The 16313-nt window shown below is 69.4% G+C and carries 15 protein-coding genes; 4 read left to right on the forward strand and 11 right to left on the reverse strand.

Going from position 1 to position 16313, the window contains the following annotated elements:
- The 8 genes from fba to tkt form a co-directional block, all read right to left on the reverse strand.
- On the reverse strand, positions 1–848 hold an 848-nt coding region (fba, locus tag JWR86_RS04300; protein ID WP_299561238.1), incomplete at its 3' end, for a class II fructose-bisphosphate aldolase.
- 125 nt (positions 849–973) lie between these two features.
- Positions 974–1927 (reverse strand): UDP-glucuronic acid decarboxylase family protein, encoded by a 954-nt coding sequence (locus JWR86_RS04305; protein WP_299561241.1) that lies wholly within the window; start codon positions 1925–1927, stop codon positions 974–976.
- Positions 1927–3297, reverse strand: coding sequence for a UDP-glucose/GDP-mannose dehydrogenase family protein (locus JWR86_RS04310; RefSeq protein WP_299561244.1), 1371 nt, complete (start codon positions 3295–3297; stop codon positions 1927–1929). The genes JWR86_RS04305 and JWR86_RS04310 overlap by 1 nt, the downstream gene beginning before the upstream one ends.
- Before the next feature lie 166 nt (positions 3298–3463).
- Positions 3464–4663: a phosphoglycerate kinase gene (locus tag JWR86_RS04315; protein ID WP_299561247.1), complete on the reverse strand. Its 1200-nt coding sequence runs from the start codon at positions 4661–4663 to the stop codon at positions 3464–3466.
- Between the two features lie 85 nt (positions 4664–4748).
- On the reverse strand, positions 4749–6389 hold the full coding sequence (locus JWR86_RS04320) for a radical SAM protein (protein ID WP_299561250.1): 1641 nt from the start codon (positions 6387–6389) through the stop codon (positions 4749–4751).
- A 175-nt stretch (positions 6390–6564) separates the two neighbouring features.
- Positions 6565–7020 (reverse strand): hypothetical protein, encoded by a 456-nt coding sequence (locus JWR86_RS04325; protein ID WP_299561253.1) that lies wholly within the window; start codon positions 7018–7020, stop codon positions 6565–6567.
- 33 nt (positions 7021–7053) lie between these two features.
- A complete protein-coding gene (gene gap, locus JWR86_RS04330) occupies positions 7054–8061 on the reverse strand; it encodes a type I glyceraldehyde-3-phosphate dehydrogenase (RefSeq protein WP_299561256.1) in 1008 nt (335 codons plus the stop codon).
- Positions 8062–8099: 38 nt separating this feature from the next.
- Positions 8100–10109, reverse strand: coding sequence for a transketolase (gene tkt / locus JWR86_RS04335; RefSeq protein WP_299561259.1), 2010 nt, complete (start codon positions 10107–10109; stop codon positions 8100–8102).
- Positions 10110–10231: 122 nt separating this feature from the next.
- On the opposite strand from tkt, the gene JWR86_RS04340 reads away from it, so the two are divergent.
- Genes JWR86_RS04340 through JWR86_RS04350 form a run of 3 tightly spaced genes read left to right on the forward strand, consistent with a single transcriptional unit; the run spans position 10232 to position 12137 of the window.
- On the forward strand, positions 10232–10546 hold the full coding sequence (locus tag JWR86_RS04340; protein ID WP_299561262.1) for a DUF4164 family protein: 315 nt from the start codon (positions 10232–10234) through the stop codon (positions 10544–10546).
- A 3-nt stretch (positions 10547–10549) separates the two neighbouring features.
- Positions 10550–10924 (forward strand): cell division protein ZapA, encoded by a 375-nt coding sequence (locus JWR86_RS04345; protein WP_299561265.1) that lies wholly within the window; start codon positions 10550–10552, stop codon positions 10922–10924.
- A gap of 10 nt (positions 10925–10934) precedes the next feature.
- Positions 10935–12137, forward strand: coding sequence for a crosslink repair DNA glycosylase YcaQ family protein (locus tag JWR86_RS04350; protein ID WP_299561268.1), 1203 nt, complete (start codon positions 10935–10937; stop codon positions 12135–12137).
- 29 nt (positions 12138–12166) lie between these two features.
- Here the strand turns inward: JWR86_RS04350 and gmd are convergent, their stop codons facing one another.
- The 3 genes from gmd to JWR86_RS04365 form a co-directional block, all read right to left on the reverse strand.
- Positions 12167–13240, reverse strand: coding sequence for a GDP-mannose 4,6-dehydratase (gene gmd, locus JWR86_RS04355; protein WP_299561271.1), 1074 nt, complete (start codon positions 13238–13240; stop codon positions 12167–12169).
- A gap of 169 nt (positions 13241–13409) precedes the next feature.
- On the reverse strand, positions 13410–14210 hold the full coding sequence (locus tag JWR86_RS04360) for an ABC transporter permease (protein ID WP_299561274.1): 801 nt from the start codon (positions 14208–14210) through the stop codon (positions 13410–13412).
- Positions 14211–14387: 177 nt separating this feature from the next.
- Complete coding sequence (locus JWR86_RS04365) at positions 14388–15326, reverse strand: GDP-L-fucose synthase (protein ID WP_299561277.1); 939 nt, start codon at positions 15324–15326, stop codon at positions 14388–14390.
- Positions 15327–15493: 167 nt separating this feature from the next.
- Between JWR86_RS04365 and JWR86_RS04370 the strand changes: the two genes are divergently transcribed.
- The coding region (locus tag JWR86_RS04370) for a peptidoglycan-binding domain-containing protein (RefSeq protein WP_299561280.1) at positions 15494–16313 on the forward strand (820 nt) is incomplete at its 3' end.

The following is a 16313-nucleotide window of genomic DNA, read 5'->3' on the forward strand; positions in this document are numbered from 1 at the left end:
GCCATGCGGTTGTCCGTGTCGATGTTGATCTTGCGCACGCCGTGCTTGATGCCGCGCTGGATCTCTTCCACCGGCACGCCCCAGGTCGGCTTCATCTGCCCGCCATAGCGGTTGATGATGTCCTGCAACTCCTGCGGCACCGACGAGGAGCCGTGCATCACGAGATGCGTCTCGGGCAGCTTGCGGTGGATCTCCTCGATCACGCTCATCGCGAGCACCGCGCCGTCCGGCTTCCGGGTGAACTTGTAGGCACCGTGCGAGGTGCCCATGGCGATCGCCAGCGCGTCGACCTTGGTCTCGGCCACGAACTTCACGGCCTCGTCCGGATTGGTGAGGAGCTGGTCGTGGCTGAGCTTGCCTTCCGCGCCGTGGCCGTCCTCGGCCTCGCCCATGCCGCTCTCGAGCGAACCCAGCACGCCGAGCTCCCCCTCGACCGAGATGCCGCCGAGATGGGCCATGTCCGTGACGGTCTTGGTGACCCGCACGTTGTAGTCCCAATCGCCCGGGGTCTTGCCGTCCGCCTTCAGCGAGCCGTCCATCATGACGGAGGTGAAGCCGGCCTGGATGGCCGTCATGCAGGTCGCCGGCTCGTTGCCGTGGTCGAGATGCACGCAGACGGGGATGTGCGGATAGATCTCCGTCACGGCGTCCATCATGTGCTTCAGCATGACGTCGTTGGCGTAGGAGCGCGCGCCGCGCGAGGCCTGGATAATGACAGGCGCGTCGACCGCATTCGCGGCCTCCATGATGGCGAGCGCCTGCTCCATGTTGTTGATGTTGAAGGCCGGCACGCCATAGGAATGCTCGGCGGCGTGGTCCAGGAGCTGTCGGAGCGTGATGCGGGCCATGGCGTTCCTCTGCGGCGGGCGGGGGTTTGCCGCGTCTTTAGCCGGTCGTCGGCCCGTCGCGAACCCTTTTTCCTCAAATCGGCCGTTCCGGCGGGCGCCGGATCCGGGCAGGACGGGCCCGGCCCCTACTCGCGCATGAGCTGCTGGAAATAGGCCACCGTCTTGGTCAGCCCCTCGCGCAGCGGCACGCTCGGCTCCCAGCCGAGAACCTCCTTGGCCCGGGTGATGTCGGGCCGGCGTTGCCGCGGATCGTCGGGCGGCAGCGGGCGTGACACGATCTTGGACGTTGTGCCGGTCAGTTCGATCACGAGATCGGCGAGCTGGCGGATCGAGAATTCGCCCGGATTGCCGATGTTGATCGGGCCCACCACCTCCGGCCCCGTCGCCATCATGCGCATCATGGCTTCGATCAGGTCGTCGACGTAGCAGAAGGCGCGGGTCTGCGAGCCGTCGCCATAGATCGTGATGTCCTCGCCCTTCAGCGCCTGTACGATCAGGTTTGACACCACCCGGCCGTCGTTCGGGTGCATGCGCGGGCCGTAGGTGTTGAAGATCCGCACCACCTTCACGGCGAGCTTATGCTGGCGGTAATAGTCGAAGAAGAGCGTTTCGGCGCAACGCTTGCCTTCGTCGTAGCAGCTGCGAAAGCCGACCGGGTTGACGCGGCCCCAATATTCCTCGGGCTGGGGATGGACCTCGGGGTCGCCATAGACCTCGGAGGTCGAGGCCTGCAGCACCTTGGCCTTGAGGCGCTTGGCGAGGCCGAGCATGTTGATGGCGCCGTGCACGCTCGTCTTGGTCGTCTGCACGGGGTCGAACTGGTAATGCACCGGCGAGGCCGGGCAGGCGAGATTGTAGATCTCGTCGACTTCCACGAAGAGCGGGTGAGTCACGTCGTGACGCATCAGCTCGAAGCTGCTGTTGTCGAGCAGGTGGGCGACATTGCGCCGGGCGCCGGTGAAGAAGTTGTCGACGCACAGGACCTCGTGGCCCTGCTCCAGCAGCCTCTCGCAGAGATGCGATCCCAAAAACCCGGCCCCGCCGGTGACCAGGATCTTCTTGGTGCTGCCATACCGCATCAGACGCGCTCCTTGGCGGCGACGGGCTGCGTCGAGTCCGTGGGGGGCGACGAGTCCCCACTCGGCGTGCCGCGGCCGACGCCAACATAGCGGAATCCGTGCCGGGCCATGAGCTCGGGCTGGTAGATGTTGCGCAGGTCCACGACGATCGGCTCGGAGAGCAGCGACTTCACGCGCTCGAGATCCAGGGCCCGGAAGGCGTCCCACTCGGTGATGATGACCAGCGCGTCGGCGCCCTCCAGGCAGGCATAGGGATCGTCGGCGAAATCGACGTCGGGCAGGAGCTGGGCTGCGGCCTCCCGGCCTTCGGGGTCGTAGGCCCGCAGCCGCGCCCCTGCCGCCTGCAGCGCCGGCAGAATGACGAGGGACGGGGCGTCCCGCATGTCGTCGGTATTGGGCTTGAAGGTGAGGCCCAGCACGGCGATGGTCAGGCCGGCCACCGAACCGCCGCAGGCGGCGATGACCTTCTCGGCCATGGCGGCCTTGCGGGCCTCGTTGACGGCCAGCACGGTCTCCACGATCCGCACCGGCGACCCGGCCTCGCGGGCGGTCCGGATCAGCGCGGCGGTGTCCTTGGGGAAGCAGGACCCGCCATAGCCCGGCCCGGCATGGAGGAATTTGGAGCCGATCCGGTTGTCGAGGCCGATCCCGCGCGCGACGTCCTGAACGTCGGCGCCGACCTGCTCGCACAGGGCCGCGATCTCGTTGATGAAGGTGATCTTGGTCGCCAGAAAGGCGTTGCCGGCATATTTGGTCAGTTCGGCCGTGCGCCGGCTCGTCACCAGAATGGGCGCCTGGTTGAGGTAGAGCGGACGATAGAGTTCCCGCATCACCGCTTCGGCGCGTGCATCGTCCGTGCCGACCACGATCCGGTCCGGCCGCTTGAAGTCGCTGATGGCCGCGCCTTCGCGCAGGAATTCGGGGTTCGACACCACGGCCACGTCCGCGTCGGGGCGGACCGACCGGATCACGCGTTCGACCTCGTCGCCGGTTCCGACCGGAACGGTCGACTTCGTCACCACCACCTTGAAGCCGGACATGACGGCCGCGACGTCGCGCGCCGCTTGGTAGACGTAGGTCAGGTCGGCATGGCCGTCGCCGTGCCGGGCCGGCGTACCCACCGCGATGAAGACGACCTCGGCCTTGGCCACGGCCTCGCGCAGATCGGTGCTGAAAAACAGCCGCCGGGCGCCGACATTGCGGGCCACCAGATCCTCCAGCCCGGGCTCGAAGATGGGCACCCGCCCTCGCCGCAGCGCCTCGATCTTGCCCGCATCGGTGTCGACGCAGGTCACGACGTGTCCGAAATCGGCGAAACACGCACCCGAGACGAGGCCCACATACCCGGCGCCCAGAACCGCAACTTTCATCTCGTTCTCGACTACCCCGTAGCGGCTGGGTCCCTAGCAGCGGGGTCCGGGAGGAGCAAACGCAACCCGGAATCAATCCTAAGGTGGTATCGCCCGGACCGGCGAATGGGCGCGGCCGGGAGGCCGGTCCAGCCCGTCCCGGAGGCGGGACGGCCGCGCCGGACGGTCAGCGCGCCTTCAGGGCCTCGACGCCCGGCAGCGACTTGCCTTCGAGCCATTCCAGGAAGGCGCCGCCGGCGGTGGACACGTAGGTGAAGCTCTCGCTCACGCCGGCATGGTTCAGCGCCGCGACCGTGTCGCCGCCGCCCGCCACAGAGACGAGCTTGCCGGCCCGGGTGCGCTCGGCCGCGTGCCGGGCGGCCGCCACCGTGCCCTGGTCGAAGGGGGCGATCTCGAAGGCGCCCAGCGGGCCGTTCCAGACCAGCGTCCTGGCGTCGTCGATGGCGGCGTTGACGCGCTCCACCGATTGCGAGCCGATATCCAGGATCATCCCGTTCGAGGGGATCGCGTCGATGCCGTAGGTGTGATGCGGCGCGCCGGCCTTGAACTCCTCCGCCACCACGCCGTCCACCGGCAGGATGATGGCGCAGCCCGTCTCGCGGGCGCGGTCCAGGATGCGCTGCGCGGTGGCGGCCAGGTCCTTCTCGCAGAGCGAGCGACCGATCCCGATGTCGATGGCGTTCAGGAAGGTGTTGGCCATGCCGCCGCCGATCACCAGCGCGTCGACGCGGCCGACCAGGTTCTCCAGAAGGTCGATCTTGGTCGAGACCTTGGCCCCGCCGACGATGGCCACGACCGGATGCTCCGGCGCCTCCAGACCCTTGGACAACGCCTCGAGCTCGGCCTCCATGGTGCGGCCGGCGAAGGCCGGCAGCAGGTGGGCGATGCCCTCCGTCGAGGCATGGGCCCGGTGGGCGGCCGAGAAGGCGTCGTTGACGTAGAGGTCGCCGAGCGCGGCGAGGCTGCGCGCCAGAGCGGGATCGTTCGCCTCCTCGCCCGCATGGAAGCGGGTGTTTTCGAGCAGCAGGACGTCGCCGTCCTTCATGGCCGCGACGGCGCGCTCGGCCGGCTCTCCGATGCAATCCTCGGCGAAGGCCACCGGCGCGTCGAGGTGGCGGCCGAGTTCCGTTCCAACCGGCCGCAGCGTATCGGCCTCGCTGCGCTTGCCCTTGGGGCGGCCGAAATGGGCCAGCAGGATGACCCGCCCGCCATGGCCGGCGATCTCCCGGATGGTCGGCAGCACGCGCTCGATCCGGGTGGCGTCGGTGACCCTGCCGTTCTCGGTCGGCACGTTCAGGTCCACGCGGAGCAGAACGCGCTTGCCGCGCAGGTCGCCGGCATCGTCCAGGGTGCGGAAGCTTTTCATCGAAGGTCCGGTCACGCCGCCGCCCGGGGCTCACATGGCGGCCGCCGGTTTCCTAGCTGCAGCCGCGCGGGCTTGCCAAGCCCGATCAGGCCACCGCCAGCATCGGGGCCGGGCCCGCCGGGACGGCCGGCGCCCGGTACAGTTCGGGCTCAACCACAAGCCCGGCATCGATCTCGGCGATCTGGCGGTCGATCTCGGCGATCACGTGCCGGGCGAAGGGGCCGAGATGCAGGTAGGGGACGATGTTGAACAACAGCACCTGCAGGGCGCGCGGATTGGTGCGGGCGCAATCCACGATTGCCGGCCAGAAATGGCGGGCCAGGCGAGGCTCGGCCACCGTGAAGCGATACAGCAGCCGCCCCAGCGCCCGCAGATCGCGCCGCAGCCCCTTCCAGGTGATTTGCGGCAGGAAGGGCGCGCGGTCGAGGACCCGGGCCAGCCGCCGCACCCGCCCGAAGAAGGCCGCCGGCTCGTAGATGTCGGCCAGCACGGACCGGTAGTCGGCCAGGATGTCCCGGCGCGGCCGCAGCGGCACGAAATTGAGCCCGCCGGTGCATTGGTCGCCCGCGCCTTCCGGCGGCTTCTCGAAGGCGGCGTGCAGCCGCCCCTCCTTGGCCAGCCGCCGGGTCAGCTGCGTGTTCGGCAGGGCCGTCAGCAGCCCGACGATGGCCATCGGGATGTTGGTGGTCTCGATGCAGGTGCGCAGCGCCTCCGCCACCCTGCCCTTTTCGGCATCGAACCCGACGATGAAGCCGGCGGTGACGAAGATGCCGGCCCGATTGATGCGGGCCACGCTGTCCTCGATGCTGCGGCGGGTATTCTGCTTCTTGCGCATCTGGATGAGGGTCTCCTCATCCGGGCTCTCGATGCCGACGAAGCTGGCGAAGAAATTCGCCTCCCGCATCATGGCCAGCAAATCGGGGTCGTCGGCCAGATTGAGCGACGCCTCGGTCGAGAACAGGAACGGGTACTTCTTCTGCCGCTGCCAGGCGATGAGATGGGGCAGAAATCCTTTTACGGCCTTCTTGTTGCCGATCAGGTTGTCGTCCACGAAATCGACATGGCCGCGGAAACCGAGCTCGTAGAGCCGGTCGAGCTCGGCCAGCATCTGCTCGTTCGTCTTGGTGCGGGGGACGCGACCATACAGCTCGATGATGTCGCAGAATTCGCAGGTGAAGGGGCAGCCGCGCGAGAACTGCACACCGACAAAGAGGTAATGGTCGAAATCGAGCAGGTCGAACCGGGGGATCGGACTGCGGGTCACGTCGGCCTGGAACTTGGGAGCCTCGAAGACGCCCTGGCGCACGCCGCTGTCCCAGGCGGCCACGAATTCGCCGATGACGCCCTCGGCCTCGCCCAGGACGCGGAAATCGGCGCCGGCATAGACGTGGGGGCTCGAGGTGACGTCCGGCCCGCCCACGGCGACCGGAATGCCGCGGCTGCGGCACAGCTCGATGATGCGCAGGCTGTCCGGCTGCTGCGGCAGCATCCCGCCGGTGAGAACGAGGTCGGCCGCACCGAGCTCCGCGTCGTCCAGCTCTTCCGCGTTGAGGTTGACGAGCTTGAGGTCCCAGCTCTGCGGCAGCAGGGCTGCCAGCGTGATCAGGCCGAGCGGTGGAGCCGGGCAGCGTGCGCCCCACACCTCACAGGCAGCCTTGAGGCTCCAGAAGGAATGCGGATTGAAGCGGGGAAAGATCAGGAGGACCCGCGGACGAGTATTTGGCATGTCGAAGGGCGAGCCTCCACTTCGACACCGTCAGTTGCATTGCTTCACCGACCTGTCCAGGGCGTAGCAAGGGCCAGGGACGTTCAGTCGCGGCCGCTCGGCAGCGGCGGGAGACGGGCGGCGCGGAGCGGCCGGCCCGGCGCGGAGCCGGGCCGAAGGATGCCAGGCGGCCCGATCAGCGGGCGAGCAGGCCCGGCATGTAGCGGATGATCACCACGGTCAGGGCGGCGGTCAGGATGGCGGTCATCACCGAGGCCATGACCAGGGCGGCGAAGCCCGGAAGCGCCCGCACCCGGCGGGCGATGAACTTCACCTCGGCGCGGGTCGCGACGAGGTCGGATTGCTGGGCGACCTCGCTCATCCGGTGCGAGGCAGCCTCGAAGCGGTCCACGACGCGCTGCGTCGCGGCTTCGGACCGGGCGAGCTTCTCCTCGATCCGGGCCGTCTTGTCCTCCAGCCGCGCCAGCTGGTCGGACAGGCTGCTCGGCCCGCTGGCCGCCGGCGCGGGCTGCTGGGCCTGCGCCGGGTAGGCCGCGGGAGTTGCAGCCGGAGCCGGCTGCGACGTCCGGTCCTGCCCAGGGCCGGGGTCCAGGATGGGCTCCAGCCGCGGCCCCGTGATCGTGTCGGACATCGTACGTTCTGCCTCCGGCCCCTGGTGCAACCCTTAGCCGAGCTTGGCCATCGCGACGGCGGTATCGGCCATGCGGTTCGAGAAGCCCCACTCGTTGTCGTACCAGGACAGAATCCGGACAAAGGTTCCGTCCATCACCTTGGTCTGGTCGAGGTGGAAGGTGGACGAGTGCGGATCGTGGTTGAAGTCGATCGAGACGTTGGGCCGATCCGTATAGGCGAGAACGCCCTTGAGCTGCTGCTCGGCCGCCCGCTTCACCGCGTCGTTGATTTCCTCCTTGCTGGTGGCCTTCTTGGCCACGAACTTGAAGTCGATCATCGACACGTTCGGGGTCGGCACCCGGATGGCCGTGCCGTCGAGCTTGCCGTTCAGCTCGGGCAGGACCAGGCCGACGGCCTTGGCGGCACCCGTCGAGGTCGGGATCATGGACAGGGCCGCCGCGCGGCCGCGGTACAGGTCCTTGTGCATCTGGTCGAGCGAAGGCTGGTCGTTGGTGTAGGAATGCACCGTGGTCATGAAGCCGCGCTCGATGCCGACGGCGTCGTTCAGGACCTTGGCGACCGGGGCCAGGCAGTTGGTCGTGCAGGACGCGTTGGAGACCACGAAATGGTCCCGCGTCAGCTTGTCGTGGTTGACCCCGTAGACCACCGTGATGTCGGCATTGTCGGCGGGCGCGGAGACGAGGACGCGCCGGGCGCCCGCGTCGAGATGCGCCTTGGCCTTCTCCTTGGAGGTGAAGATGCCGGTGCATTCCATGGCGATGTCGACGCCGAGTTCACGGTGCGGCAGTTCGGCCGGGTTGCGGATCGCGGTGACGCGGATGCGCTTGCCGTCGACCACCAGGTGGTCGCCGTCCACCTCGACCTTGCCGGGGTAGCGGCCATGCACCGAATCGAACCGCAGCAGATGCGCGTTCGTGTCCACCGGGCCGAGATCGTTGATGGCCACGACCTCGATGTCGGTCCGACCGCTCTCGTGGATGGCGCGCAGAATGTTGCGCCCGATGCGCCCGAACCCGTTGATCGCGACCTTCACCGTCATTTCGTCCTCCGCTCGCCCCGCACCGAATTCGATGCCGTTCAGGCGTTCCGCTGATTATGGGATCTCGCCACCCCGTCCGCCACCGCTTCGGCCGTGATGCCGAAATGGCGGTAGAGTTCCTTGTAGGGAGCGCTCGCCCCGAACCCGGTCATCCCGACGAACAGGCCGCGGTCGCCGATCACGGCGTCCCAGCCGAAGCGGACCGCCGCCTCGACCGCCATGCGGATCGGAGCCGTGCCGATGATGGCGCGCCGCGTCTCCTCGGGCTGGGCCAGAAACAGGTCGAGCGAGGGCACCGACACCACGCGGGCCGGGATGCCGCGCTCCGCCAGGAGCTTCGCCCCGTCCAGCGCGATCTCGACCTCGGAGCCGGACGCGAAGATGGTCGCGGCCGCGTTCTCGGCCGCCAGCACCTCGTAGGCGCCAGCCGCACAGCCATTGCCGGCGGAGGCTTCCGTGCGGACCGGCCGCAGGTTCTGACGCGTCAGCGCGAGCAGGCTCGGGCCGTCCGTGCGCTGAAGGGCGAGCTGCCAGCATTCCAGCGTCTCGACCGCATCGGCCGGCCGGAACACGCGCAGGTTCGGCATGGAGCGCAGGGCCGCCAGATGTTCCACCGGCTGGTGCGTCGGGCCGTCCTCGCCGAGGCCGATCGAATCGTGGGTGAACACGTAGATCGCCGGAATGCCCGACAGGGCCGCGATCCGCATCGAGGGCCGGGCGTAGTCGCTGAACACCAGGAAGGTGGCGCCGGCCGGCCGGTAGCCGCCATGCAGCGCGATGCCGTTCATGGCCGCGCACATGCCGTGCTCGCGGATGCCGTAATGGATGTAGCGGCCCGAGAACGCGCCTGGCGCGATCTCGCGGGCGGCCTTGGTCCGGGTGTTGTTGGAGGGCGTGAGGTCGGCCGAGCCGAGCAGCAGCTCCGGCATGGCCGCCGTGATGGCCTCGAGGGCCAGTTCGCTCGCCTTGCGGGTGGCGATGCTCTCGGGCTTGCTGATCAGCCGCGCCTTGAGCTCGGCCACGGCGCCGTCCAGCGCCTCGGGCAGCTCCCATTTCATGCGGCGGCCGAGATCGCGCTTCGGCGCCTCGTCCATGGCGGCCGCGCGCGCGTTCCAGGCGTCGCGCTCGGAGGCGCCCCGGCGGCCCGCTTCGCGCCAGGCGGACAGGATGTCGTCCGGCACCTCGAACGGGGCCGCAGTCCAGCCGATCGCGGCCTTGGCGCCGGCCAGCTCCTCGGCACCGAGCGGCTCGCCATGCGCCTTGGAGGTCCCAGCCTTCTTCGGGGCGCCGAAGCCGATGGTGGTCCGGCAGGCGATGAAGCTCGGCCGGTCGGACGCACGCGCCCGCTCGATCGCGGCGGCGATCGCCTCGGGGTCGTGGCCGTCGATGCGCTCGCTGCGCCAGCCGCAGCTCTCGAAGCGCATCGGCTGATCCACCGAATCGGCAAGCGACAGCGGGCCGTCGATGGAGATGCCGTTGTCGTCGTGCAGGACGACCAGCCGGGACAGCTTGAGGTGTCCGGCGAGCGCGATCGCCTCCTGCGAGACGCCCTCCATCAGGTCGCCGTCGGAGCACAGCACATAGGTGTGGTGATCGCTGATGCCCGGGCCGAACTCGGCCGCCAGCATGCGCTCGGCGATGGCCATGCCGACCGAGGTCGCGAGCCCCTGGCCGAGGGGCCCGGTGGTGGTCTCGATCCCGGGGGTCATGAAATGCTCGGGGTGGCCGGGCGTCTTGGAATCGAGCTGGCGGAAGCGCTTCAGCTCGTCGACGGTCATGCCCGGGCTGCCGATCAGGTACAGCAGGCTGTAGAGCAGCATGGAGCCGTGGCCGGCGGAGAGCACGAATCGGTCGCGGTCCGGCCAGTCGGGCGCGGCCGCGTCGTATTTCAGGAATCGCGTGAACAGCACGGTGGCAACGTCCGCGGCGCCCATCGGCAGGCCGGGATGACCGGATTTGGCCTTCTCCACGCCATCCATGGCGAGCGCCCGGACGGCGGCTGCGAGCTTGGAATGGTCGACGCGAACAGGCTGAACTGGCTGGGGCAAGGCAGGTTCTCGGAGGCGCGGCCCGGGGCGCGAAGGGGGCGGGAGCGCGGCCGGGGCTTAACAAGCGACGCTTCGCAAATCAAACGGCAGCGTCTACATGGTCGCTCTCCTGGGAGATCGCCATGGGGTCTGAGCTCGCTGACGCGATGGGACGTATGCAGGCGGCACTTGGCCGGCTGGAAACGGCGCTCGGCCGCTTCATGGATTCAGAGGCGCGGCAAACCGACATCGAAGTCGAGCTCGGCGTGATGCAGGACGACCGGGCCCGGCTCGCCACCGAACTCGAAAGCGCCACGCTGCGGCTGGCGCAGGTCGAGGCGGTCTCGACCCATGTCGGCCAGCGGATCGGCAGCGCCATCGCGGCCGTGCAGCAGGTTCTCTCCGCTGCCCAGCCCGGCGGCGAGACGGCTGCCCGCGACCTGTCCGGGCGGACCTGACACTTGGCCCATGTTCAAGTCACCATCGCGGGCCGCTCCTACCGCATGGCCTGCGGCGAGGGCGAGGAGCGCCATCTCGAGGCGCTCGCCGCCGCCTTCGACAGCCGCATCGCCGAGATGCGCCGCACCTTCGGCGAGATCGGCGACATGCGCCTGCATGTCATGGCGGCCCTCATGACGGCCGACGAACTGGCGGAAACGCGCCGCCGCGTCGAGGCCCTGGAAGGCGAGGTCGCGGCCATGCGGGCGGTCGCAGCCGCCAATGTGGACAGGTCGGAAAAGGCCGAGCGCCAGCTTGCCGACGCCCTGAACCTTTCGGCCGAACGGCTGGATCGGCTGTCGCGCAGCCTCGGCCCGGGCGCCGACGCGGCCGGCTGATCCGGCGGCAATGAGCGGCCGGGCGGCAGGGCCGGGCCTCCGGCCCCTGCACATCTCCGCCCCGTCCGCGCGCCGGATCGCGCTCGCGGCGGCGGGTTTTCGCGAGCCCCGGGTGGAGCAGCCGACGGCCCGTCATCTCGCCCGGGTGGTCGGGCGGCTCGGCCTCGTTCAGATCGATTCGGTCAACGTCCTGGCGCGGGCCCATTACGTCCCGGCCTTTTCGCGGCTCGGGCCTTATCCGGCGGCGCTGCTGGACCGCGCCGCCTATGCCGGCCGGGGCCGAAGCTTGTTCGAGTATTGGGGCCACGAGGCCTCGCTGATCCGGCTGGACCTGCAGCCCGCCCTGCGCTGGCGCATGGAGGAGGCGCGGTCGGGCCGGGGCATCTATGGCGGGCTCGCCCGTTTCGCGGCCGAGCGGCAGCCCTTCATCGAGGCCGTGCTGCGCGAGGTGGAGAGCGCCGGTCCGATCACCGCCGGGGAGCTCGCCGAGGCCGGCGCGTCCCGCAAGGGCTGGTGGGAGTGGAGCGACGGCAAGCGGGCGCTGGAATGGCTGTTCTGGGCCGGTCTCGTGACCACCCGGACGCGCCGCAACTTCGCCCGGGTCTACGACCTGCCCGAGCGCGTGCTGCCGCCGGAAGTGCTGGCCCGGCCGACGCCGGAGCCGTCCGATGCCCATCGCGAGCTCGTCCGGGTGGCGGCCCGGGCGCTCGGAGTCGCGACTGAACCAGACCTGCGGGACTATTTTCGGCTCGACCCCGCCCGGTCCAGGGCGGCGGTGGCCGCTCTGGTGGAGGCGGGGGACCTCCTGCCGGCCTCCGTCGAGGGCTGGGCCGCCCCGGCCTATCTCGACCGGGATGCGGCCGTGCCGCGCCGGATCGCGGCGCGCAGCCTCGTCTCCCCCTTCGACCCCCTGGTCTGGTCTCGTGACCGGACGGAGCGGCTGTTCGGCTTCCGCTACCGGATCGAGATCTACATGCCGGCCCACAAGCGGCAGCACGGCTATTACGCGCTGCCGTTCCTGCTCGGGGACCGCCTCGCGGCCCGGGTCGATCTCAAGGCGGATCGGGCGGCCGGGCGCCTGCTGGTGCAGCACCTGCACGTGGAACCGACCGACCCCGACCCGGCGGAGCTGCGGGCCGCCCTGGAGGCGGAGCTCACGGAGATGGCCCGCTGGCTGGAGCTGGATCGCGGCCGCGAGGCCTTGCCGGCCTGAGGCGGCCGGACCTGCGGCCCTTGGGCCGGCTATTCCGCCGAGCGGCGGCGCTGGAGATCGGCCGAGGCCATGTCCTGCTGGACCATCTCGCTGCAGAGTTCCTGCCACGACGTCGTGTGCCGCCAGCCGAGCTTCTGGTGCGCCTTGGCCGGGTTGCCGAGCAGCAGCTCGACCTCCGTGGGCCGGAAGTAGCGCGGATCGACGCCGACCAGCACCCGGCCGGAGGCGGCATCGACGCCCTCCTCGTTCACGCCGGTGCCGCGCCATTCGATGCGGATGCCGGCCTGCCCGAACGCGTAGGTCACGAAGTCCCGCACCATCACGGTCTCGCCGGTCGCCAGCACGTAGTCGTCCGGCTGCTCCTGCTGCAGCATCAGCCACATGCCCCGCACGTATTCCCGGGCGTGACCCCAGTCGCGCTTGGCGTCGAGATTGCCCAGATAGAGCCGGTCCTGAACGCCTCGCTGGATGGCCGCCACCGCCCTGGTGATCTTGCGGGTGACAAAGGTTTCGCCCCGCAGCGGGCTCTCGTGATTGAACAGGATGCCGTTGGAGGCATGCATGCCGTAGGCCTCGCGGTAGTTCACCACGATCCAGTAGGCATAGAGCTTCGCGGCCGCGTAGGGGCTGCGCGGGTAGAACGGCGTGGTCTCGCTCTGGGGCACCTCCTGGACGCGCCCATAGAGTTCGGAGGTCGAGGCCTGATAGAATCGGGTGGTGCCGGCCAAGCCCAGGATGCGCATCGCCTCCAGCAGCCGCAATGTGCCGAGCGCGTCGGAATTGGCCGTGTATTCAGGCGTCTCGAAACTGACCTGAACGTGGCTCTGGGCCGCCAGGTTGTAGATCTCGTCCGGCTGCACCTGCTGGACGATGCGGATCAGGTTGGTGGCGTCCGTCAGGTCCCCGTAATGGAGGATGAAGCGGGGATCGGGTTCGTGCGGGTCCTGATAGAGATGCTCGATCCGTGAGGTGTTGAACGAGGAGGAGCGGCGCTTCAGGCCGTGCACCTCGTAGCCCTTCTCCAGCAGGAGCTCCGACAGATAGGCGCCGTCCTGTCCCGTCACACCCGTGATGAGAGCGACCTTGCGTCCGTCGGTGTTCATGAGGTCGGCATCCTTGATGGAGCGGAACTCGGCTGCACAGCCGAGCCTGCTGACCAACGGAGAGGGGCTGTTCAGGCGCGGATCCGGCCGGTCAGGGCGGGCGCACCCGATAGCACAGCCGTGCGGCCTCGGAAATCGCGCCGCTGCGGCGGCGGGCAGCGCGCGGCGCTCAGCGCAGCAGCGCGCCCCGCACCAGTCTCTCGACCCCGAGGCCTAGGAAGAGGGCACCGACGCCCCAGCCGAGGAGATAGGGCTTGTCGATGAAGTTACTGGTGTAGCCCATGAAATAGGCCGTCCGCATCCATTCCACCGCGTGGAAGATCGGATTCCAGGACAGCGCATAGACCATCGGCTCAGGCAATGCGCTCGGCATGAACAGCACGCCGGACGACACGTAGATGACGATGCTCATGAGCTGGTAGAACATCGGCCAGGCTGGCAGGGCCATGGCGATCATCCCATTCAGGATGCCCATGCCGACCCCGAGCAGAAGGGCCGCCCCGAAGGCGAACAGGGCCTCCAGCGGGTAGACGGGCGCGGCCTGAAGCCCGCTCACATAGAGCACCGTCAGCACGATGATGGCCATGCAGCACGAGGCCAGCATCTCCAGCGCCGCCCGGGCCAGGAACAGGTCGATGATCTTGACGATGGGGAAGCCGACCAGCGGGCGGTTGGTCGTGGCCGCGAACATGATGAAGCGCGACATGTACATGAACGACATCACGGGCACGAGCGCGGTGGAGAAGAACAGCACGAGGCTGTCCCCCAGCGGCGCCACCCGGCCCGTGAAGTGATAGATCAGCAGCAGCAGCGTGATATGGGCCAGAGGCCAGGCGATCGCGATCAGGTAGCCGAGCCCGTGCCCGAAGAAGCGGGTCCGGATGTCGCGCAGCATCAGCGCCCAGATCACCCGGAGCTGAATGGCCAGCGGTGAATCCAGCCTGCGTCGCGCCGCGGCCTCTATCGCCACCCCCGATTCCTTTCCTGTCCGGCTCGTCCGTGCCGGCCCGCCCGCAGCCAAGGGCCCGCGGACATGGCGAGTTCACCGCACGCCCTAGTCACCGGGCCCGTCCGCGGCAACCGCGCCCCGCTCGGGAGGGCGAGGCGGGTTGTCGCGGCGGCTCGCCGCCCGGACTCGGTCTGCCGCTCACCCGGCGTGCGCGAGAAACCACTCGTAGGTGGTCCGGATGCCGCTCTCGAGGTCGATGCGCGGTGTCCAGCCCATGGACCGCAGCCTGTCGGCGCTCATCAGCTTGCGGGGCGTCCCGTCCGGCTTCGAGCTGTCCAGGAGGATCTCGCCCTCGAACCCGACGACGCGAGCCGTCATCCGGGCGAGTTCCGCGATGCTGAGATCCTCGCCCGACCCGACATTGATGTGCTGATCCTCCGAATAGGTGCGCATCAGGAACACCAGCGCGTCCGCGCAATCGTCGGCGTGCAGGAACTCCCGGCGCGGCGTGCCGCTGCCCCAGACCACGAAGGAGGGGTCGCCTCGGAGCTTGGCCTCGTGTGCCTTGCGGATCAGCGCGGGCAGGACGTGGCTGGACTGGAGGTCGAAATTGTCACCGGGCCCATAGAGGTTGGTCGGCATCGCCGAGATGTAGTCGCGGCCGTGCTGGCGCCGGTAGGCCTGTGCCAGCTTGATGCCGGCGATCTTGGCGACCGCGTACCACTCGTTGGTCGGCTCGAGCGCGCCCGTCAGCAGGCTCTCCTCCCGGATCGGCTGTTCGGCGAATTTCGGGTAGATGCAGCTCGAGCCCAAGAACAGCAGTCGCTGCACGCCGGCGGCATGCGCGCCCTCGATGATGTTGGCCTCGATCATCAGGTTGTCGAACAGGAAATCGGCTGGCTGACGGTCGTTGGCCAGGATGCCGCCGACCTTTGCGGCGGCCAGGAAGATCGCATCCGGGCGGGTCTCGGCGATCCAGCGCCGGGTGTCGTCCTGGCGCTTCAGATCCAGCGTGCTGCGGCTCACCGTGATCACCTCGCAACCCTCGGTCGCGAGCCGCCGCACGATCGCCGAGCCCACCATGCCGCGATGACCCGCCACCCAGACGCGTTTTCCCGTGAGATCGTAGGGGTTCATCAGATCGTGCCGACCGCGGTTCCTGGAGGGGGCGCCACTATTGCCCATCCGGCAGCCGAATAGAACCGGCAGCCGGGCGCAGTCTCCGCCACGGCAGCCTTCCGGTGGCCCCGCCGGTTGTGGCAGGATCGCCGAGCGGGCGGCCCGCGGCCGATGGAGGCGCTGGGATGGTCAGGTCGTTCAAGGCCGGCGCTGCCGCCCTTCTGGCCGCCGCGCTCCTTCTGGCCGCGAGCCCCGCTCCCGGCCAGCCGGCGGGAGCGGCCAGCGAGGCCGTGCCCGCCCCGGCTGGCGAGGCGGCCCGGGCGGCCTTCGAGAGCCTGCCCGAGGACGATCGCAGCGCGGTCCAGGACGCCCTGGTCTGGACAGGGGATTACAGCGGGGCCGCGGACGGGACCTTCGGCCGGCGCACTTTCGAGGCCATCGTCGCCTATCAGCGCCGGGCACGGCGGCCCCCGGACGGCATCCTGGACCCGGCCGAGCGCGCGGCGCTCCTGGCGGCCGGCGCCGCCGCCCGCAATGCGGCCGGGTTTCAGATCCTGTCCGACCCGGCCACCGGGATCAGGCTCGGCATCCCGCTGCGGCTTCTGCCACGGCGCAGCCCGACCGGCAGAGACGGCACCCGCTTTCAGTCGACCGACGGCCGGGTCACGCTGGATCTCCGGGCCCAGGAGGGCGACGAGGCCGACCTCAGGGCCCTCTACGACCGCAACCTGGCGAGCCCGGCCCCGGGACGCTCGGTCACCTACCGGCTACACCGGCCGACCCTGTTCGTGGTCGCGGGCGAGACCCCGGGCGGCAAGTTCTTCACGCGCTATGCGGCCGGGCCGGACGGCCTGCGGGGCGTCTCCATCGGTTACGACAAGGCCCTGGCCGGCGAGGTGGACCGGATCGTGGTCGCGGTGTCCAACAGCTTTACGCCCTTTCCGGGCCCCGAGGGCGTCATGGCCGGACCGACGCCGCCGCCGCGCCCGGCCCCCGCCCCGCCCC

Source organism: Enterovirga sp. (assembly GCF_028290205.1).
GTDB lineage: Bacteria > Pseudomonadota > Alphaproteobacteria > Rhizobiales > Beijerinckiaceae > Enterovirga.

What these genes read in the sequence shown, in the direction of transcription:
- JWR86_RS04340 (WP_299561262.1), top strand. Translation starts at nt 10,232, where the DNA reads ATGGGGTCTGAGCTCGCTGACGCGATGGGACGTATGCAGGCGGCACTT.
- JWR86_RS04365 (WP_299561277.1), bottom strand. Translation starts at nt 15,326, where the DNA reads ATGAACCCCTACGATCTCACGGGAAAACGCGTCTGGGTGGCGGGTCAT.
- gmd (WP_299561271.1), bottom strand. Translation starts at nt 13,240, where the DNA reads ATGAACACCGACGGACGCAAGGTCGCTCTCATCACGGGTGTGACGGGA.
- JWR86_RS04325 (WP_299561253.1), bottom strand. Translation starts at nt 7,020, where the DNA reads ATGTCCGACACGATCACGGGGCCGCGGCTGGAGCCCATCCTGGACCCC.
- JWR86_RS04310 (WP_299561244.1), bottom strand. Translation starts at nt 3,297, where the DNA reads ATGAAAGTTGCGGTTCTGGGCGCCGGGTATGTGGGCCTCGTCTCGGGT.
- JWR86_RS04305 (WP_299561241.1), bottom strand. Translation starts at nt 1,927, where the DNA reads ATGCGGTATGGCAGCACCAAGAAGATCCTGGTCACCGGCGGGGCCGGG.
- gap (WP_299561256.1), bottom strand. Translation starts at nt 8,061, where the DNA reads ATGACGGTGAAGGTCGCGATCAACGGGTTCGGGCGCATCGGGCGCAAC.
- JWR86_RS04315 (WP_299561247.1), bottom strand. Translation starts at nt 4,663, where the DNA reads ATGAAAAGCTTCCGCACCCTGGACGATGCCGGCGACCTGCGCGGCAAG.
- JWR86_RS04350 (WP_299561268.1), top strand. Translation starts at nt 10,935, where the DNA reads ATGAGCGGCCGGGCGGCAGGGCCGGGCCTCCGGCCCCTGCACATCTCC.
- JWR86_RS04320 (WP_299561250.1), bottom strand. Translation starts at nt 6,389, where the DNA reads ATGCCAAATACTCGTCCGCGGGTCCTCCTGATCTTTCCCCGCTTCAAT.